The organism is Parabacteroides faecalis (genome assembly GCF_022809355.1).
Classification (GTDB): domain Bacteria; phylum Bacteroidota; class Bacteroidia; order Bacteroidales; family Tannerellaceae; genus Parabacteroides; species Parabacteroides faecalis.
In genome coordinates this window covers 16,454-43,105 of sequence record NZ_JAKZMM010000014.1, presented here as the reverse complement: position 1 = coordinate 43,105, position 26,652 = coordinate 16,454, and the positions used below count along the sequence as shown (strand labels likewise).

General features: G+C 38.2%; 17 protein-coding genes. 12 read left to right on the top strand and 5 right to left on the bottom strand.

The genetic code is table 11. The annotated features are described in order from the left end of the window. The first annotated feature begins 2 nt into the window (after positions 1-2). The 9 genes from MUN53_RS07200 to MUN53_RS07160 all read left to right on the top strand — a co-directional run bounded on the left by MUN53_RS07200 (position 3) and on the right by MUN53_RS07160 (position 15,742). Positions 3-1,205, top strand: a complete 1,203-nt coding sequence (locus MUN53_RS07200; RefSeq protein WP_243324333.1) for a site-specific integrase — start codon at positions 3-5, stop codon at positions 1,203-1,205. A gap of 264 nt (positions 1,206-1,469) precedes the next feature. Beyond that, positions 1,470-4,763 (top strand): helicase-related protein, encoded by a 3,294-nt coding sequence (locus MUN53_RS07195; RefSeq protein WP_243324332.1) that lies wholly within the window; start codon positions 1,470-1,472, stop codon positions 4,761-4,763. A gap of 8 nt (positions 4,764-4,771) precedes the next feature. Next, positions 4,772-7,837, top strand: a complete 3,066-nt coding sequence (locus tag MUN53_RS07190) for an Eco57I restriction-modification methylase domain-containing protein (protein WP_243324331.1) — start codon at positions 4,772-4,774, stop codon at positions 7,835-7,837. A gap of 195 nt (positions 7,838-8,032) precedes the next feature. Beyond that, complete coding sequence (locus MUN53_RS07185) at positions 8,033-10,375, top strand: N-6 DNA methylase (RefSeq protein ID WP_243324330.1); 2,343 nt, start codon at positions 8,033-8,035, stop codon at positions 10,373-10,375. Then, a complete protein-coding gene (locus MUN53_RS07180; RefSeq protein ID WP_243324329.1) occupies positions 10,359-11,018 on the top strand; it encodes a hypothetical protein in 660 nt (219 codons plus the stop codon). The genes MUN53_RS07185 and MUN53_RS07180 overlap by 17 nt, the downstream gene beginning before the upstream one ends. Before the next feature lie 48 nt (positions 11,019-11,066). Beyond that, positions 11,067-11,987: a toll/interleukin-1 receptor domain-containing protein gene (locus tag MUN53_RS07175; protein ID WP_243324328.1), complete on the top strand. Its 921-nt coding sequence runs from the start codon at positions 11,067-11,069 to the stop codon at positions 11,985-11,987. Positions 11,988-12,880: 893 nt separating this feature from the next. After that, complete coding sequence (locus tag MUN53_RS07170; RefSeq protein WP_243324326.1) at positions 12,881-14,083, top strand: tyrosine-type recombinase/integrase; 1,203 nt, start codon at positions 12,881-12,883, stop codon at positions 14,081-14,083. Positions 14,084-14,377: 294 nt separating this feature from the next. Next, a complete protein-coding gene (locus MUN53_RS07165; protein WP_022455868.1) occupies positions 14,378-14,539 on the top strand; it encodes a hypothetical protein in 162 nt (53 codons plus the stop codon). 237 nt (positions 14,540-14,776) lie between these two features. Next, positions 14,777-15,742: a M20/M25/M40 family metallo-hydrolase gene (locus MUN53_RS07160; RefSeq protein ID WP_394803054.1), complete on the top strand. Its 966-nt coding sequence runs from the start codon at positions 14,777-14,779 to the stop codon at positions 15,740-15,742. 112 nt (positions 15,743-15,854) lie between these two features. Here MUN53_RS07160 and MUN53_RS07155 read toward each other — a convergent pair whose 3' ends face one another. Both MUN53_RS07155 and tsaD read right to left on the bottom strand, forming a co-directional pair. Next, positions 15,855-16,334, bottom strand: coding sequence for a CinA family protein (locus MUN53_RS07155; RefSeq protein WP_243324324.1), 480 nt, complete (start codon positions 16,332-16,334; stop codon positions 15,855-15,857). Further along, the gene (tsaD, locus tag MUN53_RS07150) at positions 16,331-17,350 is read right to left on the bottom strand and encodes a tRNA (adenosine(37)-N6)-threonylcarbamoyltransferase complex transferase subunit TsaD (RefSeq protein WP_243324321.1); all 1,020 of its coding nucleotides are present in this window, start codon (positions 17,348-17,350) and stop codon (positions 16,331-16,333) included. Before tsaD ends, MUN53_RS07155 begins: the two co-directional genes overlap by 4 nt. 141 nt (positions 17,351-17,491) lie before the next feature. On the opposite strand from tsaD, the gene MUN53_RS07145 reads away from it, so the two are divergent. The 3 genes from MUN53_RS07145 to MUN53_RS07135 all read left to right on the top strand — a co-directional run bounded on the left by MUN53_RS07145 (position 17,492) and on the right by MUN53_RS07135 (position 24,214). After that, entirely contained in the window at positions 17,492-21,958 is a 4,467-nt protein-coding gene (locus tag MUN53_RS07145) for a translocation/assembly module TamB domain-containing protein (RefSeq protein WP_243324435.1), read from the top strand. Between the two features lie 332 nt (positions 21,959-22,290). Further along, the gene (locus MUN53_RS07140; protein ID WP_243324319.1) at positions 22,291-23,499 is read left to right on the top strand and encodes a hypothetical protein; all 1,209 of its coding nucleotides are present in this window, start codon (positions 22,291-22,293) and stop codon (positions 23,497-23,499) included. A 115-nt stretch (positions 23,500-23,614) separates the two neighbouring features. Further along, complete coding sequence (locus MUN53_RS07135; RefSeq protein ID WP_022455861.1) at positions 23,615-24,214, top strand: YqgE/AlgH family protein; 600 nt, start codon at positions 23,615-23,617, stop codon at positions 24,212-24,214. Between the two features lie 7 nt (positions 24,215-24,221). Here the strand turns inward: MUN53_RS07135 and MUN53_RS07130 are convergent, their stop codons facing one another. Genes MUN53_RS07130 through recR form a run of 3 tightly spaced genes read right to left on the bottom strand, consistent with a single transcriptional unit; the run spans position 24,222 to position 26,569 of the window. After that, positions 24,222-24,749 (bottom strand): GNAT family N-acetyltransferase, encoded by a 528-nt coding sequence (locus tag MUN53_RS07130; protein ID WP_243324317.1) that lies wholly within the window; start codon positions 24,747-24,749, stop codon positions 24,222-24,224. 7 nt (positions 24,750-24,756) lie between these two features. Continuing rightward, positions 24,757-25,929, bottom strand: a complete 1,173-nt coding sequence (locus MUN53_RS07125) for a glycosyltransferase family 2 protein (RefSeq protein ID WP_243324316.1) — start codon at positions 25,927-25,929, stop codon at positions 24,757-24,759. Between the two features lie 16 nt (positions 25,930-25,945). Beyond that, complete coding sequence (gene recR / locus MUN53_RS07120; protein WP_022455858.1) at positions 25,946-26,569, bottom strand: recombination mediator RecR; 624 nt, start codon at positions 26,567-26,569, stop codon at positions 25,946-25,948. Positions 26,570-26,652: the final 83 nt, after the last annotated feature.

Below are 26,652 nucleotides of genomic sequence, written 5' to 3'. Positions count from 1 at the left end.
CCATGGCCAGTGTCAAAGTGAAATTCAGACCTTCCACCATAGAGGGAAAGGAAGGTACCATCTATTATCAGATTATCCAAAACCGTGTAATCCGTCAGTTAAAGACGGATTACCGGATATTTACGAACGAATGGAACGAAGCTGGAAGCTGTATCATTGTCGGTAGTTCGGAACGAAGCAATCTGCTTCTTTCCTTGCAGGAACGCATGGAGTGGGACTTGAAACGACTGGACATGATTATCCGTCAACTGAATAACCGGAAAGCCGGATATACAGCAGATGATATTGTCGCTTCTTTTCAAAGCAATACAGAGGGACAGTCGTTTTTCAACTTCATGCAAGGCATCATAGCCCGTCTAAAACAGATGGGCAAGATACGCACTGCTGAAAATTATTCCTGCACCCTGAAAAGTTTCATGCAGTTCAGAGGAGACAGGGATATTCTGTTGTCTGAAATCGATTCGGACTTGATGCAGCTTTATGAAGCCTATCTTCATGGAAAAGGTGCCGTACGGAATACCAGTTCGTTCTACATGCGTATTCTTCGGGCGGTATATAACCGTGCCTTGGAAAAGGAACTGATGGAACAGCGCAATCCTTTCAGGCATGTCTATACGGGAGTGGACAAGACCGTCAAGCGTGCTGTTCCCTTATCCGCCATCAAGCGTATGAAGAATCTGGATCTGTCCTTACAGCCTAATCTGGAATTTGCAAGGGACATGTTCCTGTTCAGTTTCTATACCCGTGGCATGTCGTTCATTGATATGGCTCACCTGAAAAAGAAAGATCTTCAGAACGGATTCTTATCATATCGCAGACGAAAGACCGGTCAGCAGCTGGTCATCAAGTGGGAAAAATGTATGCAAGAGATTGTCGGCAAAAAACCGGAAGACAGCCTCAGTCCTTATCTTTTGCCGGTATTGAAATATCCTTTTAAGGATACGCACAAGCATTACAGAAATGTCATGTCCGGAATAAACCGAAACCTGAAAGAAATAGCCAGACTGGCCGATATATCCGTTCCTCTGAGCATGTACTGTGCCCGTCATTCATGGGCAAGCGCAGCCAAAGGCAAGAACATTCCGATTTCGGTTATCAGTGAAGGAATGGGACATGATTCCGAGACGACTACACAAATTTATCTGGCCTCATTAGATAACTCCGTAGTGGACAAAGCTAACGCACAAATTCTGAAAAGTCTGTAGGATTGGAGAATGTTTAGCAAAAGCATTCATTTCTTAGACAGAGGGACTCACTCTTGCGCAAAGTTATACATTTTATTGAAAATCCTGCAATTCCGGCCGTTGGATTTTTATCCGGAAGTCATTGAATTTCAACTGTTGTTTAGCAATTCTACATATAATTCATCAGCAAATCAGCCTTATAGCCTGAAATCTCCCTCTGTCTAAGAGAGAATAAATTCATGTATTGTATTTTGTTTGGAGGGGCTTTGTATTAAGTATAAAATTATGAGTACAAAGTTTTTCAATAATATACCGGGTAATACTCTTTTTGATAAGTTAAAAGGTATTGCGGCGGAGATGGTAACATTCGAACGTTTTTTAGCTGTAGTGGGCTTCTTTCGTTCATCTGGATATTTCAAGTTGCGTAAAGAATTAGGTAATATATCAGAAATCAAGATATTGGTAGGTATCAATATTGATGATATTTTCCGGAAGCATAACAAGGCTCTTTTGATGCTTGCTGATGAAGATAAAGCAAAAGAAATCTATCACAACGGTTTCAAAGAGGATATTGTAAATGCTCGATATTCTCCCGAAGTAGAGGAAGGCATATTGCAGATGTGTGAAGACCTTGTTTCCGGACGTTTGCAAATGCGTATTCATGCAACCAAAAATCTGCACGCTAAATTTTACTTATGCCTGCCACAAAACCATAGCGAGAATAGCGATGGTTGGGTAATAATGGGTTCTTCCAATATCTCTGATTCGGGCTTGGGGATCAAACAGCTTCCACAGTACGAACTCAATGTGGCAATGAAGGACTTTGATGATGTAAAGTATTGCTCAGATGAATTTTGGGCTTTATGGAACGAAGCTGTTCCATTGACAGCAAAAGATATTGAAGAGTATAGAAAGAATACATACTTGGGCTATCAGCCTACTCCCTACGAACTATACATCAAAGTACTTATTGATACATTTGGCGACCAAGTGGAAGATGACTTCTCCATTCAGCTGCCTGATGGTGTCAAGGATTTGAAATATCAGAGAGATGCCGTTATTCAGGGATATCAGATGCTGATGCAGCATAATGGTTTGTTCCTTGCTGATGTCGTGGGGTTAGGAAAGACTATGATTGCAACAATGATAGCCAAACGTTTTGTAGAGGCTAACGGTAAAAACACCAATATCCTCGTTGTATATCCCCCTGCATTGGAAGATAACTGGCGAAATACATTCAAACTTTTCGGAATATACAAGAAAACTCAATTCATTACTAATGGCAGTCTGTCAAAGGTTCTTGAAAGTAAAGACAATTACAAGGACAAAGAGGAATTTGATTTAATCATTGTCGATGAAGCCCATAGTTTCCGCAGCGACAGTTCTGGCAAATATGATGAGTTGCAAAAGATATGCAAATCCCCCTGCCTGAATATGGGCTTGCTGAAAAGCACTCAAAAGAAGGTAATGCTTCTTTCTGCGACACCGCTCAACAACCGCCCTGATGATTTACAGAATCAGTTACTATTGTTCCAAAATAGCCAAAACTGTACCATTGACGGAGTTCCCAACCTCAAAGGTTTCTTTGCTCCGCTTATCTATGAATATAAGAGATTGATGCGGGAGCGTGACCAGCGTGATGTTACTGCTGAGGTGGATAAAATCTATGAGCAGATACGTAGTAAGGTTATTGATAAGGTAACAGTACGCCGTACACGCAACAATATACTCAACGATCCCGATTATAAGGCAGATATTAAATCACAGGGTATCATATTCCCAAATATTCTACCACCGAATGAATTGGAGTATGTAATGGGCTCAGATACAAGCAACCGCTTCTATGAGACGCTTAAGCAATTGACTGATGGGAAAACGGATGAAAATCCAGAAGGCAAGGGACTAACCTATGCCCGCTATCGTGCTGTTGAGTTTTTGAAACCTGAATATCGTAGCAAGTATAAGAATGCTGTACATATTGGTCAGACATTGGCTGCCATTTACCGTGTTCATATGGTAAAGAGATTGGAAAGTAGTTTCTATGCTTTCAAGAAGTCGCTTCGAACACTTCTTCGTATTACAACTGATATGATTAAGATGTTCGATGAGGACAAGGTGATCATCGCCCCCGATTTGAAGGTGAAAGACCTGCAAGCAAAGAATATGGAACTTGATGAAATTATCGAGTATGCCATTGCAAAAGGATATGCAACTGAAGATATTCTCTTCCCAGCCAATGCTTTTAGTTCTGATTTTCTTGAAATGCTCCATCATGATCGTGAGATATTGGAGCAACTCAATGCAGATTGGGCGAAAGAGAATGATGATCCGAAGTTTGACAAGTTCCGAGAAAACCTTACTAATGTCTTTTTTGATACGACCATCAATCCATCTGGCAAATTGGTGTTGTTCTCTGAAAGTGTCGATACATTGAATTACTTATACGATAGATTAACAAAAGAGATTGGTCGCACAGATGTTTTGATGGTAACAGCAAGCAACCGCAACCGTTTGGGACAGACTATCAAAGAGAATTTCGATGCCAATTTTGACAGTAATTCAATGAGGTACAACATCATTATTACTTCTGATGTATTGGCCGAAGGTGTGAACTTGCATCGTTCCAATGTAATTGTCAATTACGATTCGCCTTGGAATGCCACACGTTTAATGCAGCGTATAGGTCGTGTAAACCGTATCGGTTCTGTTGCTACGAATATCTATAACTATATGTTCTACCCATCGCAACAGGGCGACAAGGAAATTCAACTCTATAAAAACGCTCTTGTTAAATTACAGGGGTTTCACTCAGCATTTGGCGAAGATGCTCAAATCTACTCTAAGGAAGAGATTGTAAAGGAGTTCCAAATGTTTGACAACAATGTAAAGGACAGTATCGATAAGAAAATTGCCCTATTGCGTGAAGTGCGTGAGCTCTACAAGAGAGACCGTAAACTATATCACAAGATTAAGGCTTTGCCAATGAAGAGCAGAGTAATACGTGATACGGGAAAGCATAGTGGAAAGTCAGTCATCTTTGTTTCTTCCAATGTCAAGACCGAGTTTTATCTGGCTACTCAAACTGGTATTGAAATTATTGACTTCCTAGAAGCAGTAAAGTATCTCAAAGCAAGGCCCGAAGAACAACCATCACAATTTACTAATGAGAAACAACACTACAAACATGTCAATAGCGCATTGGCTCAATATACAACCGATTATGTAGAGGCTGCAGATACATCATCTATCAATCGCACAGACCTTGACAAGACTTCGCTTGAAGCTAATAAATTTCTGCGGACCATTAAGCAAATAACCACCGACTGTGAGCTGAAATCGAAATGCGATGTACTGATGGGATACATCAATGAGGGTATATATGCCCAACTTCCCCGCTATCTGAAGGCTTTATCACGAGAGTACAAAAACGACCGTTCTAAAATGAAGCAAGACGAATATAGCTTGCAAAACAAAATATCGGAATTACTTGGAGAATATCAGACGATGGACAAAGAACAACGCCATGATGCCCAAGATATTTCTAATCCTCAAATCATTATATCAGAATCATTTAAGTAAATATTTTTATGACAGCTACATATACACCGGATATTTTGAGAAAACTATTCCGATCATCTTTCAATCTGACTCAGTGGTACACTTTCCTACAATATTTTTTCAATGCAACCGAATTGAAAGAAGAACCAGAAAGGATCATAGGAAGCACCTCTGATGATGGTTACTATTTGGGAAATATAGATACTACAGACAGTTATCGTATCGGTTTATTTCATTACAATATTACAAAAGGCTCTGTTGCAAACAGGCGTATAGGGCTACGCAATCTTGTAAAGTCATTCATCAATCCGACTTGGGGGGAGTTTGATGCCGCATTGGTGGTATTTGATAGTGGCGACCATTGGCGTTTGTCATTTATTTGTGATATCAAGGGAGAAGCGACATCGCCTAAACGATATACATACGTTTTTGGTAGTGATGATTTGCTATACAGAACGCCTATTGAGCGTTTCAACTTCTTAAAGAAAAAAGGTATTTCATTTGAAAATTTGAAATCTGCATTCTCTGTTGAAGCCCTTTCTGATGAGTTCTTCGACAGATATCGCGAGCAATACGCCGACTTTATCCAATATATTACAGGTAAGCGTTTTGTTAAGGTGGGCAGTAAGTGGGAAGAGAAAAGACTTAGTGAGCCCAATGCAGCATTGATGGGAGCGTTTGACTACAACGAAAAGAAAATCCGTGATTATGTAAAGAAGATGATGGGTCGCATCACCTTCCTTCATTTCTTGCAACGCAAAGGTTGGATATGTGGCGACCTCAACTATATGCAGAATATGTTTGAGAACTCACCGTACAAAAACGATTATCTCGACTCAGTGCTTGAACCGTTATTCTTCGGTATCTTGAACACTAAACCTGCCGAGCGTGCAGCCCTGTTTGCCGATTACGATTGGGATAAATCACTACTTAATGAATGGAAAGATATTCCATACCTAAATGGTGGTTTATTTGAGCGTGATAAGGAAGACGAACCCGAAAGTCGTTTCCCTGCTGATTATTTCAAACGCTTGTTCCAATTCTTCAGTGAATACAACTTTACCATTGACGAGAATGACCCCAACGATGCCGAAGTGGGAGTAGATCCAGAAATGTTGGGTAAAATCTTCGAAAACTTACTTGAAGACAACAAGGACAAAGGAGCATTCTACACACCGAAAGAGATTGTACGCTATATGTGTCAGGAGTCACTTATTGCCTACCTCGAAACCAATACAAGTATAGCAAAAGACAAAATTCGTCAATTCGTACTTTCACCAGAAGAGGGAGTTAAGGATATTCCAGAGAATAAGAAACCGAAACTTCTTACAGCACTTGAAGAGGTGAAGATTTGTGACCCCGCCATTGGTTCAGGAGCATTTCCTATGGGTTTACTTAATGAACTGTTACATTGTCGTGAGGTTTTGAGTGGCGATTATTATGACCGTGCCGAAATCAAAAAGAGCATTATCCAAAACAATATCTATGGAGTAGATATTGAGAAAGGTGCAGTTGATATTGCCCGCTTACGTTTTTGGCTCTCCATCGTGGTAGATGAGGAGACTCCATCACCATTGCCCAATCTCGACTATAAGATTATGCAGGGTAACTCGCTTATTGAAAGTTTCATGGGTGTGGACTTAAGCAAACTTACCTATGAAAAGGAACACAAGAAAGATAAAGGGGAAATCTCGCTTTTCGATAATGAGAAAAACCGTTTGCAAAAAACAGTCTCACATCTGCTATTGGCATATTATTCTTGTAGCGAGCATGACAAAAAGGTAAAACTACAACAAGAGATTTCGGGCACCATCAAAAAACAACTAGAGGCACAATACTACAACTCTACTATTCTCCATGAACTGAAACAAATCAATCTTGCCGAAAATGATAAATTCTTCCTCTGGCACACTTGGTTTAGTGATGTCTTCAATCGTAATGATAACAGGAATGGCTTTGATATTGTAATTGGTAATCCGCCGTATGGAGCCAATATTGATGATTTAATTTACTTATATGAGAAATTGTATCCTAACACTTCACATGGATATAAAGATATCTATAAATACTTTTATAATTTTGGATTGTCTATTTGTCGAAATAGTGGTATACTTTGTTACATAACACCTAATACATTTTTGCGTCAACCTCGTTATGGGGATTTAAGAAGAGTTTTATTAAATTTTAACATAGCCCAAATCATAGATTTAGGTGAGAATATATTTATAGATGCTGTAGTTCCTGTGGCAATTTGTTTATGTAAATGCTTTGCAGAAACTCATACCGTAACATCTTTTGCTGATTTGACACATATTGTTACAGCTCAAAACTCTAAGGAAATATTAAGTGACATTAAATTTAAGAATATTCCACAAGAATATTGGAAGACAACACTAAATAACTCTTTTATTGAAGAACTTAAACTATTTCCTCAGAACATTATAGAATTGGGCTCCATCCTTAAATTCAAAGATGCAGGTATAAATTACCAACGAGTTAAAGTGGGACTTTCACAAAAAGGAAAATCTGATTTAAGTTCAAGACTCCTATATGAAGGAGAAAAAGAATCATCGTTAGATGTTGAATTTTGGAAGGGTGTTGATATTGATAGTTTTAATATATCTAATCATACATCAAGATTCTGCCGTCCTAATATTTCATTAAGAGACGGAGAACGTGTAATTCTGAATAAGCATTATTTTAGCATATCTCCCAAATTATTGTGGAGACAAACAGCCTCTCATCCTATATGTGCAGTAGATTATAAAGGAATTTGGTTTGGACGTAGTATTCAAGCAGGAATAATTAAATCAGAGTATACTGATAAACTATCATATGAGTATCTATGTGGATTGTTAAATTCAAAATATATAAGAAATATATATGAGCAAAATGTAAAAGAAGGCAATAGAGTATTTCCACAAGTCAAATTAGAAAAACTTAAGCCACTTCCCATTATTATACCTACTCTTAAAGAGCGAAAAATAATTGAGGATTTAGTGAATCAGATCATTTCATTAAAAGCAAAAAATGAAAATGCAAATAAAATTATCGAGAATTTAGATAACATGGTAGATAAACTGTATCGTAGGTAAAAGCTTCTGTTTTTACTAGCACAACTAAAAAACTATAGAAAATTGTATCACACAGGCTACTAATGTATCTTTTAATTTTATCTCTGATAAAATTAAAAGATACAAAAAAACTATATTAAATAAAGGAGTTTACCTGATTCTAAGTATATTTGCAATATATTAACTTGCAATATATTGTTTTTTATTGTGCACGGTATGTTTAATATAAGAGACATTAATAGTTGGCGGAAGAATTTTGGCTTATTTCCCATGTACATAAAGCCTACTAATAGAGATAAATACGCTTTATTAAATGGTGGGCAGAAGGATTTTTGCATTGATTTAAATCCTGGCAATGACATAGATCAGTTTAATTCATATGCATGGTCTGCAAATACAAAAAATTATTTAGCTGTTGCAGACAATCGTGTTATAATATATAATTGGCTAAAATCTAATCCAGAAAAAATAAAAATTAATGACATTGAAAACAATATTATCGCATTTTACAATTATTTAGGTAAACAGACATATTATACTGGTAACGATGTCGTTCCATTCGTGATTAATTTATTCCGAAAGATGAGGAATATTACTCGCGAAAAAAATTCGCCTCAAGAAGCACTTAACCTATTATATACCCTTTTAATATCTCTTGAGAATGACCTAAATCATTTAGATTATGAAAAATGGGCTATTGCAAATGTAAGGCTTCCAAATCAATTTGAAGTATTTGTTGATGAACTTAAAAATGGAATAGGAAAAGCTAAACCTGATTTAGGTATAATACTTAGACATTGCTCCGGGCCTATCTTTCAAGAAGCGCATAGGGTTGTTCAAACTTTTTACTCAGACAGGGATTTGTTTGGAGATATAAGTAGTAAAATTATAACCTCATCAAGAGAATACTCCAGTTCGCACTATACTCCACAGTATGTCGCTAGGAGCGTTGTAGAACAATGTTTAAAAAGAAGGAATTTAGATCAGGAAAATATTACAATTTTTGATCCAGCTTGTGGTTCAGCCGAATTCTTGATGGAAGTATTAAAGCAACTATATGATAAGCAATATAATGGACACATTACTATAAAAGGTTGGGATTGTTCAGAAAGCGCTATTAGTACATCTAAATTCTTATTGAATTATGAAAAAGAAAACATTTGGCATGATAAGTTGTCAATTGATTTACGCCTCGTTCAAGATTCATTGGTAGAAAATTGGGGAACTGATAATGATATAATACTAATGAATCCACCTTTTGCTTCTTGGGAATTATTAAATAAGAATCAAAGAGAAATTGTGTCAAGCTGTTTGTCAGAAAAAGTATCAAAACCTAATCAAGCTATTGCATTCTTTAAGAAAGCGATTGATGCATTACCTGACAATGGTATTTTAGGATGTGTAACACCAACTTCTTTGTTTGAATCAGATGCCTATAAAGGAATTCGGAATCAATTAAAAGAAGAAATTCATCCTTATTTTGCAGCAAAGCTAGGTAATTTTATTTTTGATAATGCTTTAACTGACGTGAGTTTATACGTAGGTCAGAAACTTACAGAAGTTTTTGTAACACCTAAATTATTATGGTGCAGAAATGAAAATGGAGTTGCACAAGAAGCTCTATGTTCATTAAGAAAAATAGAAGCGAGTGGCCTAATTGAAAAAGACACAAAAAAATATAGTATTTATTCGCCTGTTTCATATCCCGACGCTCAAGGATCTTGGAAAATTGTTTCAAAACAAGATGCACTTTTCAAAGATAAATTGAATGATGCACTTTTGAATGGACATCTTGTAAGACTTCAATCTATTTTCACTGTAAAGCAAGGGATTAGAACTGGAGGCAATGATATTTTTATCATTGGATCAGATGAATATGAAAAACTGTCAACCAATGAGAAAAGATATTATAGAAAATCCATTGATAATGAGGCTATCTCATTTTCCAAATTAAAAGCTAAGAATTATGTATGGTTTCCATATGATAATTCAGGATTAATTATAACATCTGAAGAACAGCTAAAAGTTGAATGCCCTAATACGTTTCAGAGATTAATAAAACACAAGAACAAATTAGAGAATCGCTCTTCATTAAATAATAAACATTATTGGTGGGCTTTAAGTCGTCATAGAGAGTGGCTTCTAAAGAAAGAGTGCCGTTTAGTTTCAACTGAATTTGGAACTACCAAATCATTTTCTCTTGATGTAAAAGGAAATTATGTGATTGAACGGGGATATGCTTGGATTCCTAAAAAAGAATTTAAGCAATCCGATTACTACTTTTATCTTGCCCTGTTTTCAAGTTCTTCATTTGAAAAACTACTTTCTATATACGCTAGACAATTGGCTGGTGGAGATTGGTATGACTTCGCCGCGAAATACACCAATTCAATACCGATCCCAAATGTTAATAATCTCGGGCTCAGAGAATCGAGGTTATATTTAGAATTAGTTGCACTTGGGAAGGCAATTTCTGAAGATGGCTCATACTTTTATTCAGAACGAATTAACGAACTAGCTAAAACATTGTTTGGAGTAGAATATGATAAAGGATTATGATAAACTTATACCGAACTTAAATGAAAAGTGCAAGCTAATTATTGGAAATGGTTTCCTATTAAAAACATACAAAAAAGACGGTCATAAACTTCTGATATTTAATAATATTGGAAGTTTTAAGGCTGTCAATAGATTAGATGGAGATGCTGATTCTGAAGTCGATGTATGCCATTGGTTTGGTAGGTATTATCTTTATATTGAGGTTAAGTTTGTTTTTGATTCTAGAGTTCCTAAAGGAAAAAGAAAAGCAGATATTGTTATTACTCAGTGTTCAATCTCCATATCTGTATTTAAATCATTAAGCGAAAAAATTATTCAGCTATTTAGGGCAGAATGGGATGATTATGATAATGAACAAATTTGTCATCCACAACCTCACTGGCATATAACATCAGATACTTCCGTAGCAAATACTTTTAATGAATATGCAAAAGAATTTGGCGAGAATGGATTTATGGCCATTCTTGAACCAGAGAAAGAGCAAGTCGCATCATTAAAAAAATTCCATTTTGCAATGAAAGGGAAATGGGAGGATGATATGACTCATTCTACCTCTATAGAATCAAGTAAGCAAGTATCCGATTGGTTTAGTGGCTTGTTAAGTTCTATACGAACTGAATTAGAATATATAGATAATGATTAGGATTTATAAATTCAAAATATTGTTTTTAGTAATTAAAACGCGCTTAATATGATTCCAGAAGTATTTATCTCATATTCTCATGATAATGATGAACATAAAGAATGGGTTTTGCAATTAGCAACTAGATTGCGTTCTAATGGAGTTGACGTTATTTTAGATAGATGGAATATCAAATTAGGCAGTAACTTGGCTGCTTTTATGGAGAAAGGTCTAACTAAAGCGCACAGAGTAATTTGTATATGTTCTGAGAAATATGTTGAGAAAGCAAATAATGGTACAGGTGGTGCAGGATATGAAAAACAAATCATATCAGCAGAATATCTTCAAGATCAAAATAAAGATTGGGTCATTCCTCTAATAAAGAATAATAAAACAAATAAGAAGGTGCCTACATTTTTAGCTGGTAGACAATACATTGATTTTTGTGATCCTAATCTTTATGAAACTAAGTATGAGGAATTGTTAAGAGATATTCTAGATGAACCAGTACTTCCAATTCCTCCAATAGGGAAAAATCCATTTGAGAATATCAAAAACTTTTCAAAGCAGAAATTTATACCACAAAATGAGAAATACTTTTCACCAGCTGTTCAAGGTCAAGTAACATTCGATTATTCAAATAACAATGGAAGATACTGCATAGGACAAGATGAGTTGATGTTTGAATTGTGTTTTTCAAAGGCGAGCAATGAAAGGATACACATTTATAATGATTCGGAAAGTGTTGATAATATAGCCTTAGTAAAAGACTGTTTAGAAATAAAACAAATTGTAGATGCTCGTATTTATGATAATTCATCACGGGTAAGAACTCCTAAAATTGGACAAATAGTCATATTGCAGAATATTAATGGGTTTTATTCTGCACTTAAAATACTGGTAATAAAAGATGACACACGAGGAGATCAGAATGATGAAGTAAGTTTTGAATATGTGATACAAACAAATGGCACTCCATTTTTTTCTTAAATTAAATTATAAAAAATTTCAGTCTTAAAGATTTAAGATATTTATAAGAAACTGATTATCACAACAATATTGAACGATTGATTAATTTATCTTATCATCGAATGCTATTAGATTCTTATTAATCTTTTCTCAGTTATTTTTTTGTCTGGTAATAATGTTTGTATAATCTAAAAAATCTTGTTTATGCTTTGCATATTCTTACTCAAGGATAGAATTGATAAAGAATAACATTTTGGCCTCAAAGATACATCGACATTACGTTTATAGGTTTAGCAGAAAAACAATTATAAATTTAAATCTAAGAGAATGATTCATTCTAACTAAGGTGGAGCAAAAACACAAGGCATCTGCTTGTATTTCAAAATAAAGCGTTACCTTTGTCGTATAATAGGAAATCGACTCCGCAAGGCACTGCAAAATATAGCAAGCCTCTGGTGGAGCAATAGCGGGAGATTACGTCTTTAGCTAAAAGATACATCAAAGATATTCAGCCACTTATCGTTAGATTACGATTCCTGGTGGCACCACTTTGAAGAAAAGCAAAAGACAGTAAAATCCTGATTTCCAAGCGAAATCGGGATTTTTTGTTTTCCAAAAGCACGCAAAAAACGGCAAAATATTTCCTCTAGATTAGTTGTGTTTATTTATTATAATGCCTTTTATAGTATAAAAGCCGAATTGAAAATGAATATGATTCTCGTGTTAGCAGGCTAGGGTTCCCTTTCAGTAATGAATAATTAATGCTATAAAGAGATTGTGGAGAAGGTGGAGAATCTCAAGGAACATCGTGTGTAGAGAATGAAGTTGACAAAAATAAAGGAGATCTGTAATACCCGTAATTCCCTTCTTGTTTATTTACTTTGATGTTTTCTTATTTTAAATCAGATAGAAATATGGCAAGTGTAAGAGTGAAATTTAAACCTTCTGCTGTAGAAGGAAAGGAAGGCGTTATCTATTATCAAATTATTCAGAATTGTGTTAGCCGCCAGTTAAAGACAGATTATCGGATATATTCAGAGGAATGGGATGAGATAGGAGGGAATATTTTGGTGAAAGCAACTGAACGAAGAAATTTTCTTCTTTCGTTGAATGTGTATATGAAAAGGGATTTAAAAAGATTGTATGTGATCATCGGGCGTTTGGATAAACTAAATATAAAGTATACAGCTGATGATGTTATTCGTTCGTTTCGAAATAAAACGGGGGAACAATCTTTTTTTAGTTTTATGAAAGAGATTATTATCCATTTGGAACAAATGGGAAAACTTCGTACGGCCGAAAACTATTCTTATACTTTAAATAGCTTTATGCAGTTTAGGCATTACGAAGATATATTTTTGTCGGAATTAGATTCTGATCTGATACAACTTTATGAAGCTTATCTTCTGAAAAAGGGTATCGTACGAAATACAAGTTCTTTCTATATGCGTATTCTTCGTGCGGTATATAATAGGGCTTTGGAAAAGAATCTTGTCGAACAGCAAAATCTTTTTAAGCATGTGTATACAGGGGTGGATAAAACTGTTAAGCGTGCCATATCATTATCAGCAATCAAAAGAATAAAACAATTGGATTTGTCGATACAGCCTCATTTGGATTTTGCCAGGGATATGTTTTTGTTTAGTTTTTATACCCGTGGAATGTCTTTTATTGATATGGCTTATCTGAAAAAGAATAATCTTCAGAATGGTTATTTGTTTTATCGTAGACGAAAGACCGGACAACAATTAGTTGTCAAATGGGAAAAGTGTATGCAGGAAATAGTTGATAAGTATCCAACTAGCGATCTTATTCCCTATCTTTTACCTATTCTTAAATATCCAGATCAGGATACTTATAAACTTTATAGAAATACCATGTCAAGCATAAACCGATATTTGAAAGTTATTGCAAGACTGAGTGAAATATCGATTCCTTTAAGTTTATATTGTGCTCGGCATTCATGGGCGAGTGCTGCAAAAGATAAGAATATTCCGATTTCGGTTATCAGTGAAGGGATGGGACATGATTCTGAGATAACTACTCAGATCTATCTGGCTTCTTTGGATAATTCTATAGTAGATAAAGCAAATGCGCAAATATTGGATGATTTGTAGAAATGAAATTGATTAATAAGAGCTTTTGTTCCATAGAATTTATACGGGTGGAGACAACATAATTATAAATAGATTGTTCCTTTATAAGGGAAAAGATCGGAATCTATCTTTTAAAGACTCTTTATGAATTACATTGAGTGGTTAAAAAATGAAAAATGATAATTATTTAATATGTTTTATAGCATAGTTGTAGAAATAACTATTTATCTTTGCATCGAAATAAGACAATAAGAGAGTTTAGGTTTATTTAGTATTAATCAGTCTCAGGCGTGAGGCATAAAAACCAAAATGGATATGAATGAAAAAAATGAACAAGTAACGAAAACATTAGAAATGTTGCGTTATCAGGTGAAACGTTATCAGGCAATGAAGAATGGTTTGATGTGCCAGATGTTGAATACACAGATTCGTCGTTTGGAAAATTCGTTGAATCTTTCTACAGTTGCAGGTAATTAATTACAAGGGTTATAATAGGTAAAGTTTAAAGATTTATGAGGGAATCTCTTGCCACCGGAAAGGTTGGTAAGAGATAAAGAGGTCGGGAGCTTTCGAGTGCAAAATGTGGCACGAAGGAAGATCCTTTTTTTATGTCTGTATTTTTCTGGAGATTTTTTGTAGCTTTGTCTCAAATTTAATCAATTACACAAATAAAATATGAAACAAAAAGCTGCTTTATTTTGCCTTTCCTTGTTTATGGGTACTTCCTTGTGGGCTGAAAATGCCGAGAAAAAAGGAGTAGAATCAATCAATCGATTAACCGCCGAAGCTCATGTAGAATTTTTGGCGAGTGATGAGCTGCAAGGTCGTGAGGCCGGATTTCCCGGAAGTCGTATCGCTGGACATTATATTGTCTCTGTTTTGAAGTCGCTGGGTATTCAACCGGTAGGCGATTCATATTACCATCCGTTTGATGTCTATCATGCCGAGCGTCAGAAAAAGGGACAGCGGTGGCAGGTTGAGCCGGATTCGATTGTAAAATTGAAGAATGAAGTACATCAGAAATTATCATTGAAAAATATTCTGGGAATGATTCCGGGTAAGAACTCGGATGAATATGTAATTGTGGGAGCTCATTATGATCATTTAGGTATTGATCCGATGTTGGACGGTGACCAGATCTATAACGGTGCAGACGACAATGCTTCTGGGGTATCTGCCGTTTTGCAGATTGCTAGGGCGTTTTTGGCAACTGGAGAACAGCCGGAACGAAATGTGATCTTTGCTTTTTGGGATGGAGAAGAAAAAGGGCTGTTGGGATCACGTGCCTTTGTTCAAAGTTTTCCTGACATGAAAAAGGTAAAGGGATATTTGAACTTTGATATGATTGGACGGAATAGTGATGAATCAAATCCTGAGAATGTAGTTTACTTTTATACGGAATCACATCCGGCTTTTGGTGAGTGGCTGAAAGAAGATATACAAAAGTATGGATTAAAATTAAAGCCTGATTATCGTCCTTGGGATCGTCCGGTTGGAGGAAGTGATAATACTTCGTTTGCTAAGTTAGACATTCCTATTATTTGGTATCATACAAACGGACATCCGGATTATCATATGCCTACTGATCATTCCGAACGTATCAATTGGAATAAATTGGTGGATATTACGAAGGCTTCTTTCCTGAATATGTGGAATATGGCGAATGAAAAAACTTTCTAGTAATAAGGTTGAATAGAATTCGTTAGATTCGTTTTTAAAACTCGTTGGAATTAAAATTGATTCCAACGAGTTTTAAAAAATGATGATCAGAATGATGATTTGAATAAGGATATCATTTGATTCCGTTTTCTTCCAATAACCCTAAAAGTTTGACAAGGGCTGTTTCGGCAGCTGCCTCGATGTTTCCGCTTCTGTCGAAGGGGAAATGATGGCAATCTGCTACTACCTGATTTTTATAGGCTGCTGCAATCCAAACTGTTCCTACTGGTTTTCCGGGAACAGCTCCGCCTGGACCTGCTATGCCTGAAGTAGCAACAGCGCAATCACAGTTTAAAACACGAATAGCGCCTAATGCCATTTGTTCGACGACAGGACGACTTACAGCTCCAAACTTTTCCAGATCGGCAGCTGAAACACCCAAGACCTGTTGTTTCACTTCATTGCAATACGAAACGATTCCTCCTTTGAAATAAGCAGAGCTTCCAGCCTGGCTCGTTATCTTGTGAGCAATTTTCCCACCAGTACAGCTCTCTGCTGTTCCCATTGAGAGTTGATGTTTCTGAAGCAATATGGCTAATTCTTCTACAATCATATTTGTACTCTTGAAAATGGAGCGGCATCCATCGGACAAAATTCTTTGTCCATGTATTTATAATATCCTGTAATAGCAACCATGGCTGCATTGTCGGTTGTAAAAGAGAACTTGGGAATGTGTACTTTCCAACCATATCGTTTCGCATGATCAAGGAAGGCATCTCTCAAACCTGAATTGGCTGAAACGCCACCAGCAACAGCTACTTCTTTGATGTTTAAATTTTTGGCTGCCATCCTTAGTTTATGCATGAGGATGTCGATAACGGTTGCTTGAAGAGAAGCACATAAATCCTTTTTGTTCTTTTCAATAAAGTCCGGATCTTTCTGCAATTCATCTCTTAGCGTATAGAGGAATGACGTTTTTAGTCCGCTGAAACTATAATTGTAACCCGGAATATGCGGTTTACTGAAAGTAAAGGCTTTTGGATTCCCTTCGTTGGCAAGCCGGTTGACAATCGGACCTCCTGGGTATCCAAGTCCCATTACCTTGGCACATTTATCGAAAGCTTCACCGGCGGCATCATCAATGGTTTGTCCGATGACTTCCATGTCATTGTAAGCGTTTACTTTGATAATCTGAGAATTTCCTCCCGATACAAGCAGACATAAAAAAGGAAAAGAAGGAGCATGATTATCATCTTCACTTTCTTTAATGAAATGGGCTAAAACATGTGCCTGCAGGTGGTTTACCTCAATCATCGGAATACCTAACGCGGCAGAGAAACCTTTGGCAAATGAGGTTCCAACCAAAAGAGATCCCATTAATCCTGGACCACGGGTAAAAGCTATAGCATCAATTTGAGATTTATCTATACCTGCTCTTTTGATCGCTTCCGAAACAACGGGAATAATATTTTGTTGGTGGGCACGCGAGGCTAATTCCGGAACTACACCACCGTATGCTTCATGTACGGCCTGACTGGCAATTACGTTAGATAACATAACACCGTCTCGAATGACAGAAGAAGAGGTATCGTCACATGAAGATTCGATACCAAGAATTGTTATACTCATATTCTCTTGTTTTTTTTGCAAAATAACGAAATCTATCGCGATATTGTTTTATTTTTGTCCTTAAATTTAATCGGAGGCGTTATTAAAGGACTAAAATACATAGTAATATTTTTGCTCTCGCTGGTTTGGATTCTTTATGTAGTGCCAAGCCTTTTGGTCAATATTCCGTTTGTGCAGAAAGAAATTGCAACGACGGCAACGCAAGAATTGTCTCATCGTTTGGGCGTGCCCGTGAAGATCGAACGCGTAGATATAGAGTGGTTCAATCGATTGGTGCTGGAAGGTTTATATTTGGAAGATCAACAAGGAAAGGTACTGTTTAAGGCCAATCATGTGGCTGCCGGGTTTGATATTTTACCTTTGTTTGAGGGACGACTGACTTTCAATACAGTTCGGTTGTTTGGTCCGCATGTTCATTTAAGTAAAAAGACAGCTTCAGATCCGTTGAATTTAAAGTTTGTGATAGATGCTTTTGCTTCAAAAGACACGCTGCCCAAAAAGAAATTGGATATCGACTTGCGGTTTAATACAGTCCTGATTCGTCAGGGACATTTTAGCTATGACGTGGAAGACGTTCCTACGACTCCCGGGAAATTTAATGCCAAGCATGTAGATGTTCGTGATTTGAGTGCCAAGATCTCATTAAAGGCATTGAGGAAAGATAGTATTCATGCGCAAATAAAGAAGCTGTCTTTAACCGAAGGTTCCGGTTTTTCGTTGGATCGACTTTCGTTATCAGTCGTAGGAAATTCAGACAGCATTCATGTGAAGGATTTTAAGATCGCTTTGCCTCAAACTGATTTGCGGATATCAGAAGCTAAGGTGGATTTGACGGAAGTAGATAGTACTGCTTCTAATTTTATTGATAAGGCAGATCTGTCTTTACGGATTGCTCCCTCTCATGTTCGTCTCCAAGATTTATCGGCATTTGTTCCTGCTTTTCGGAATTTTACGGATTCTATTGAAATCTATGCCCAGGCAGATGGGCATATCAATCATTTTGGTCTGAAGAATCTGACTTTGCGTTATGGTAAAAAGATGCTTCTGGTAGGAAAGATGGATTTGAAAGGTATTACTCATCCTCAGGAAGCTTATGTCTATGGACAAGTCAGCAAGATGTACATAACGACTGTTGGGTTGAATGATTTGTTGAATAACTTCAGTAAGGATAGGGTACAGCTTCCTTCGCCTTTTGTAAAGTTAGGGACAATCAATTTTTCAGGAGAAATTTCCGGTTTCTTTGATAATCTGGTGGCGTACGGTAAGTTATCAACTGCAGTTGGTTCTTTGCAGACGGATTTGATCTTTGGACGTAATCATGAGAAAAAAGTAGCTGCGTTCTTGAAAGGACGTGTTTTGACAGACGAATTGAATTTAGGAGAACTGCTTGGAGAAAAATCTCGGCTGGGAAAGGCTAAATGTGGAATCGAAATTGATGCCAAACGTCCGGAAGGTGGACATTTCGCAGGAAATATTCAAGCGAATGTAGAAAGACTGGACTATAAGGATTATACATATCAAGATATCCGATTAGCTGGAAACTTCAAACGAAATGCTTTTGATGGAAGTTTGCAAGTTGAAGATCCGAATGTATCGTTATTGGTAAATGGACTTGTAGAGAGCAAACGAGAAAATACGGTGGTAAACCTGTCTATCGATCTGGAACACTTTAAGCCGGATAAACTTCATTTACTGGATAAATTTGAAGAACCTGATATTTCGTTTGCCCTGAATGCGGATTTTGTCGGGAATAATATTGATAATGTAGTTGGACGAATCGATGTGGATGATTTGTCGTTTAAGACACAACCAGATAGTTTCTATTTGAAGAAGTTGTCGGTCGAGGCGGGAACGGAGAATGGATTGCGTCAGTTAAAGATTGCTTCCGATTTGATTAATGGAGAAGTAAAAGGAGCTTATTCGTTTGGTACAATTGTGCCCAGCTTTATGAATACCCTGAAAGGATATATTCCTGCATTGATTAATGCAAAACAAATGTCTGGGAAGTTCGATGCGAATGACTTTACCTTATTGTTGACCATCGAGAATACAGAGGCTTTAAGCCATACATTGAAATTGCCGGTCACTATGATTCAACCAGCGCGAATAGCCGGTTCTTATAATAACTCGTATAATAAGTTCCGTTTCGAGGCCTATTTACCCCAGTTCCAATTGGGAACTTCCAACTTTGAAGGTGGTTATGTACATTGTAGTAATCCGGGAGAGAAGATGGATTTGGCTTTGAAAGCTACTCAATATAATGCGAAAGGTCTTCGGAATTATTTGGATTTACACTTGGATGCGAAGGATGATTGTGTGAATACATTCGTGAAGTGGAACAACAACAAAGAACGGCGTTTTAGTGTGGACTTATCGGCTACTACTTGCTTTGTGATGGAAGAGCCGGAAGAAGATGCTGCAGATTCCAAGCCGGTCTTAAGAACAGAAATAGCCTTGCATGAAACACCTCTAGTGATTAACGATACGACTTGGTATGTTCGCCCTTCATCCGTGACTTTGCGGAAAGGAAAAATTGGTATCGATAATTTTGAAGTAGAACGTGGTTCGCAATATGTGCATTTGAATGGTACGGTATCTCAAGATGTAACCGATACCTTAAAATTGGATTTGAATAACTTCGAACTGGGATATATCTTTGATATCCTGAATATCGAGAATGTCAAATTTACCGGGAAAGCTACCGGCCAGTTTAATATTTGTGACCTTTACAGCAGTCGGATGTTAAGTACGGATTTGGTGATTCCTGATTTCTCTTTCAATGATGTACGGTTAGGTCGCCTCAATTTGTTTAATGAATGGGACGATGCACAACGTGGTATTTTGATGTTGGGAAGTATCTATAAGAATGATTCAACGTGGACTGATGTAAGTGGATATATCTATCCGGTACGGACGCCAGAACGGGAACCTGGATTGTCTTTACATTTTGATGCTAACGACATTAATATTGCCTTCTTACAGCCTTTTATGGAGAAGATAGTTCAGCAAGTGAAAGGACGGGGATTCGGAAAAATCCATCTTTTTGGTCCATTTAAGGCCTTGAATGTGGTAGGAGATGCTTATGTGGCTGATGGTGGTATGGGCATTGGTTTCTTAAATACTTATTATACATTCTCGGATTCCATTCATTTGGATACAACAAGTATCCAGATACGTAATCTGGCCTTTTATGATAAGTTTAATCATACCGGTCATGTGGATTTACGAGTGAATCATGCTCATTTCAAGAACTTCGATTACCATGTCAATGTTCAGGCGAATAATATGTTGATGTATGATGTCCCTGAAAAACAGAATCCGCTGATTTATGGTCAGGTGTATGGCACAGGAACGGCTGCGATTAATGGAAATGGACAGGTGACGAACTTCGATATCAATATGCAGAGTCGTCCCAATACTCATGTGTATCTCAATTTTATGGGTAATTCGACAGCTTCAGAATACGATTTCATCACTTTCGTTGATAAGAAGAAGTTACGCGAAGAGGCTTTGCTTCGTGAAGAAGCCGTGCGTGATTCAATTGCTGGAGAGTTGTTTGCCAGTGAGGAAGGATCGGATTTGCGCATGAACTTCCTATTGGATATTACACCTGATGCCAATATTGAGCTGATTATTGATCCGAATGCCGGCGACCGTATCAAAGGTTATGGAAGCGGAAGTATGCAGATACAATACGGTACGCGTTCGGATGTCCGCATCTTTGGTAATTTCGGAATAGAGAGCGGTAACTACAACTTCAGTTTGCAGCAGTTGATCCATAAGGACTTTAAAATACGGGATGGCAGTATGATCAGTTTCAATGGCGACCCGTTTAATGCCAATCTGGACATCAATGCTATTTATAATGTAACAGCTAATCTGAGCGACCTTGATCAAAGCTTGGCTTTGGAAAGTGCTCGAACGAATGTTCCAGTCAACTGTGTGCTACAGTTGAACGGAATGTTACGTCAGCCCAGTATTTCGTTTGACCTTGAATTACCCGGTTCGAATGAAGAGTTGGAACGCCAGATGAAGAGTTTGATCGATACCGATGATATGATGACGCGTCAGATTATCTATCTTTTGGTTTTGAATAAATTCTATACGCCCGAATATACGGGTGCACAAAACTCGAACAATTTTACAGCTGTGGCTTCATCTGCTTTGTCGTCTCAGATTTCCAGCTTGCTGAATAATATAACAGACAAGGTACAGATCGGAACGAACATTCGTGCCAGTGAGGATGGCATTACAGATACCGAAGTCGAGATGTTGCTTTCAAGTCAGCTTCTTAACAACCGACTTATCTTTAACGGTAACTTCGGATATAAGAATAATCCGACCCAAAAGAATGCTATTATCGGTGAGTTTGACCTGGAATATAAGCTGACCCGAAGCGGCGAGATTCGCCTGAAGGCTTACAATCACGCCAACGACATGTATCAGTATTTGAAACAAGCCCTTACGACACAAGGTGTGGGTATCATGTTCAAGAAAGACTTTACGCGCTTCTCGGAGTTGTTCCAGCGCCGGCGTCGTCTGTTACCTCCTCCGTTGCCTGCCGATTCTGTGTCTGCACCGGTTGTACCTAAAGATTCTGTCCGCTAAAAAGTATTCCGAAAAACGTGCAAAATGCGAGAAAGACCTCTTTCTTTGGCTTTACACGACTTGCAGAGTGCGGGAAAGACCTCTAAATCGTTTCTCGCAGATGTGCAAAGTGTGAGAAAGACCTCTTTCTTGGGTTTTGTACGACTTGCAGAGTGCAAGAAAGACCCCTAAATCGCTTCTCGCAGACGTGCAAAGTGTGGGAAAGACCTCTTTCTTGGATTTTGCACGTTTTTTGAAGTATATTTTATGCCTCTTTCATTTGGTATGCCTGCTTTACGGATAGGTTCGGATTCTTTTTTTACATTTGCAGCCGGAAAAATAAGGTGGAAACAATGAGAAAATGGATTCTTTTGCTGGTTTGGATAGGAGCAGCCTGTACGGTAGGAGCACAGCTTGATGCAAAGCTGTATCGTTCGGAAACGAAGATTGACTCAATGAATCAGGGAAAATGGCTGGTAGAAGTAGATAATATTACTTACTTCAAGGACAATGAATACGATGGTAAATTGCAGAAAGGCTATTCGTTACCCGGTTTCTGGTTGCAACCGAAGATGGTGTATTATCCTTTACCAAATGTTAAGTTGGAATTAGGTGCTCATTTATTACATTATTGGGGCGCATTCAATTATCCTTATACGGCTTATCAAGGTATTGCAGAATGGGACAGTCAGACGTATCAGAAAGGATTTCATGCTTTGCCGTGGTTGCGGGCGCAAGTTGATTTAGGAAAATGGTCGCTTGTGTTTGGTGATATTTATGGAAAGAGTAATCATCGGCTGGTAGAGCCTTTGTACAGTTCGGAATTAAACTTGACAGCCGATCCGGAAGCTGGTTTGCAGGTTCTTTTCTCGTCTCGTCATTTTGATCTGGATGTATGGTTGGATTGGCAAAGTTTTATCTTCCGTAATGATGTACATCAGGAAGCTTTCCTGCTTGGTTTGTCATCACGGCTTAAGCTGAATGAAGAAGAAAGTCCGTTTCATGCCTATATGCCTTTGCAAGTTATGGTACAGCATCGAGGAGGTGAGATTGATACGATTCATGTGAATTCAGTTCAGACATATCTATGTGGAGCGATAGGTGCCGGCGCTTATTGGAATCTTCCGCATCCGGTTGTCAAACGGGTAGGAGTGGAAGCCGATTTTGTCTATTCCTGGCATGAAACAGTTTTGAACTGGGGAAAAGGATATTATCTGAAAGCTTATACTGATCTGAAAGACTTGCGTGTTAAGGCTGCGTGGTGGACAAATAACTCCTATGTTCCGTTGTTGGCCAATCCATTCTTTAATACTATGTCTGTTGATGAACCGGGAACAATGTTTGATTCAACAGGGATGTTTTGCTTGGGCTTGGAATATGCCCGTCGGTTAGGAGCAGGAATCACATTGGGAGCTGATGCTGATTTCTATTTGCACAAGCAATACCGCCGGGCTGCATTAGGCGAAGACTGGAGTATCAGACCGATGAGCTACAGCTTCTCTGCCGGAGCTTATTTGCGGGTGAATCCGTCCATCTTGATCAAGCAATTCAAGAAAGAATAGGAGCTCAATTACCTATTTTCATGTTTTTTTAGAAATTCGCTTCAATATATTTGTAATAGTCGTTTATTCGCCTTATCTTGTAGCAAGAAATAAATGATATCAAATACTGAAGCGAATGATCTCTAATAATGACATATTTAAAGTCGTCCACAATGATTTGCATCCTCAACCTGGTCGTTTGTTGATTTCGGAACCTTTCTTGCGTGACGCCTATTTCCAGCGTTCGGTTGTCTTGTTGGTCGAGCATTCAGGAGATACAGGATCAATGGGATTCATCCTGAATAAAAAGACGGAACTGACTATCAATATGCTGTTTCCTGAACTTGAACATCTGCCGGAAACCCCAATTTACCTGGGTGGTCCTGTTGCTTCGAACCGTTTGTTCTTTGTTCATTCATTGGGCAATGCGGTTATTCCGAATTCATTTCCTATTAACGATCACCTTTATTTTGATGGCGACTTTGATGCGTTGCGGGATTATATGCTTTCAGAACATAACTTTGCGGATAAGGTGAAGTTCTTCATCGGATATTCCGGTTGGGGAAAAGGACAGTTGAAGGATGAAATCAAGGCTAACTCTTGGGCCGTAGGACATTCCGACGATCAGCGGGTATTTGAAGATGCCGGTGAAGCATTCTGGAAATATACTGTTGTCAATTTAGGAGAACAGTACAAGCCTTGGATTCAATTTCCGAAAGACCCGTTCTTGAATTGATAACTTTTTACCTTGCGTTGATCCGTTGCAAGACCAAGACGTCTTTGTATCCTTCTGTTGTATGCAGCCAGTCTTTAAGGGTTCCTTGAATGCTAAATCCGCTTGTCAGGAATAATTGCAGACTGGCTTTGTTGTGTGCCGGAATGTGTACATATAATTGATGTAGCTTCAAGAATGAAAAGCTATATTCCAACATCAGGTTGAGTGCTCTTCTTCCTATTCCTTGATGCTGGTAATCGGGATCAATCAACATGCCCATGGCAGCCCGACTATGATACGGATCGAAATTGAAGAGATCCATCATACCGGCAGCTTTCTGGTCTTTCTGGTGCTCAATGATGAGCCGCAGTTGCTTCAGGTCATAAATATCCCGGTACGATTCAGCAATGTATTCCCGCAATACATATTTGGAAAAGGGCGCTAATGTATCGCCTACTTCCCATAAGTCTGCATTGTTTTCCCATCGGTATAATACTTCCAAGTCTTCCGGCTCAATGGCTCTTAGTTGGATTAGGTCGTCTCGTAGTAATGTCATGCTACAATTATTTTCCGGGTGAAACAAATAAATTATGTTCTCGATGGAAGATGTGATAAGTCATCTGCTTGTTTGGCATCAGATCCATAAGCAGGAACATCTGTTCGAAGCGGGTATCCGGATAAACAAATACAATATCGGTAAAACGTTTCATCTGGTTCTTCCGACAGATGGCTGCTGTGATTCGCTCTTCATTTAAGTCCCATAAGTTGATATGTTCACATGTTGGGAACTTTTGGGCGATTGTTTTCTTGGTTTCTTCCAGAGATTCTTTCCGGCAAACAACCAATATGCGACGATGTCTGGGTGTAGCAGACTTTTTACCTTTTATATTACTGAGCGAAGCCAGACCGGCTCTGATCATAACTGCGGCTTTGACTGCTCCATTTAATAGCGGAGATGACTGAGCGTAATGTTTCCGATAGAAGATCAGCATGGCTCCGTAAAACCGTTGGAGGAAACGATAGGATAACTTCTGCGTGCTTTCTCCTTTGTAATGCAACATCCGTTCCGGCATGTAGAAGTTTTTGTATCCTCCCTGAATAAAACGATAGGAAAGATCAATGTCCTCGCCATACATGAAAAAGTCTTCGTCTAATAATCCGATCTTGTCGAGGGCTTCGTGACGCATTAACATGAAGGCACCGCAGAGAACATCCACTTCGTGTTGTTCGTCGGGTGAAAGATACGGTAAAGCATAGCTGGCATACTTCGGCGAGTTGGGAAACAGTTTGGATAATCCGAATAACTTGCAGAATGAAACCCAAGGTGTCGGGAAGGAACGTTTACTCTCAGCCAGGAATATTCCATTGCCGTTAATCATCTTCAGTCCTAAGGCTCCGGCTTCGGGATGATCTTCCATAAAGAAGTAAAGACTTCGCAGGGATTCTTCGCCAATGACGGTATCGGGATTCAGTATCAAGACATATTCTCCTTTACAGATCCGGAGTGCCTGGTTGTTGGCTTTGGCGAAACCTACATTCTCAGTGTTTTCAATGAATGTAACTTCCGGAAACAACGGACGCAGGTATTCAACAGACTGATCTGTCGAATGGTTATCCACTACATAAATATCTGTTTCGAGTCCTTGCGTGGCAGCCCGTACTGAATACAGACACTGTTGCAGGAAATATTTGACATTATAATTGACAATAACAATAGATAACTGAGTCTCGTACATGCAGAAAACCGATTAATTAAAGTTTGATAGCATCATTGAAGCTGGTCCGGTTCAAGATGGAACGGCCCAAGGTTACTTCATCGGCATATTCGATTTCATCCCCAATGGAAACTCCACGGGCAATGACACTTATCTTTACATCGAATGGAGATAGCTTACGGTAGATGAAGAAATTGGTCGTATCTCCTTCCATTGTCGTACTCAAGGCCAGGATCACTTCTTTTACTTCTCCTGTCTTGACACGTTCTACCAGACTGTCTATTTGCAAATCGCTGGGACCAATACCATCCATAGGAGAAATGATTCCGCCCAAGACATGATAAACTCCGCGAAACTGTCCGGTGTTTTCGATCGCCATGACTTCTTTAATGTTCTCCACTACGCATACCAATGAATGGTCGCGTGCCGGATTGGCACAGATAGAACAAATATCTTCGTCGCAGATGTTGTGGCAGACCCGGCAATATTTGATCTCACGCCGCAAGTCCACGATTGCTTTGGCAAAACTTTCTGCATACGGTACGTCCCGGCGCAGAATATGTAAAGCCAGTCGAAGAGCCGTTTTCCGGCCGACTCCGGGTAAAGATGCCAGTTCATTGACGGCATTCTCCAATAAAGCAGAAGGATATTTGTTGTTCATGAATGGAAAACAGCTATAAATCGTATGAAAAATCAATCATTGCCGTATCCGTCATCATTCAGACGACACACGGCAATGATTGA

Coding starts and splice junctions, on each gene's coding strand:
- MUN53_RS07200 (WP_243324333.1), top strand. CDS start 3: ATGGCCAGTGTCAAAGTGAAATTCAGACCTTCCACCATAGAGGGAAAG.
- MUN53_RS07195 (WP_243324332.1), top strand. CDS start 1,470: ATGAGTACAAAGTTTTTCAATAATATACCGGGTAATACTCTTTTTGAT.
- MUN53_RS07190 (WP_243324331.1), top strand. CDS start 4,772: ATGACAGCTACATATACACCGGATATTTTGAGAAAACTATTCCGATCA.
- MUN53_RS07185 (WP_243324330.1), top strand. CDS start 8,033: ATGTTTAATATAAGAGACATTAATAGTTGGCGGAAGAATTTTGGCTTA.
- MUN53_RS07180 (WP_243324329.1), top strand. CDS start 10,359: ATGATAAAGGATTATGATAAACTTATACCGAACTTAAATGAAAAGTGC.
- MUN53_RS07175 (WP_243324328.1), top strand. CDS start 11,067: ATGATTCCAGAAGTATTTATCTCATATTCTCATGATAATGATGAACAT.
- MUN53_RS07170 (WP_243324326.1), top strand. CDS start 12,881: ATGGCAAGTGTAAGAGTGAAATTTAAACCTTCTGCTGTAGAAGGAAAG.
- MUN53_RS07165 (WP_022455868.1), top strand. CDS start 14,378: ATGAATGAAAAAAATGAACAAGTAACGAAAACATTAGAAATGTTGCGT.
- MUN53_RS07160 (WP_394803054.1), top strand. CDS start 14,777: ATGGGTACTTCCTTGTGGGCTGAAAATGCCGAGAAAAAAGGAGTAGAA.
- MUN53_RS07155 (WP_243324324.1), bottom strand. CDS start 16,334: ATGATTGTAGAAGAATTAGCCATATTGCTTCAGAAACATCAACTCTCA.
- tsaD (WP_243324321.1), bottom strand. CDS start 17,350: ATGAGTATAACAATTCTTGGTATCGAATCTTCATGTGACGATACCTCT.
- MUN53_RS07140 (WP_243324319.1), top strand. CDS start 22,291: ATGAGAAAATGGATTCTTTTGCTGGTTTGGATAGGAGCAGCCTGTACG.
- MUN53_RS07135 (WP_022455861.1), top strand. CDS start 23,615: ATGATCTCTAATAATGACATATTTAAAGTCGTCCACAATGATTTGCAT.
- MUN53_RS07130 (WP_243324317.1), bottom strand. CDS start 24,749: ATGACATTACTACGAGACGACCTAATCCAACTAAGAGCCATTGAGCCG.
- MUN53_RS07125 (WP_243324316.1), bottom strand. CDS start 25,929: ATGTACGAGACTCAGTTATCTATTGTTATTGTCAATTATAATGTCAAA.
- recR (WP_022455858.1), bottom strand. CDS start 26,569: ATGAACAACAAATATCCTTCTGCTTTATTGGAGAATGCCGTCAATGAA.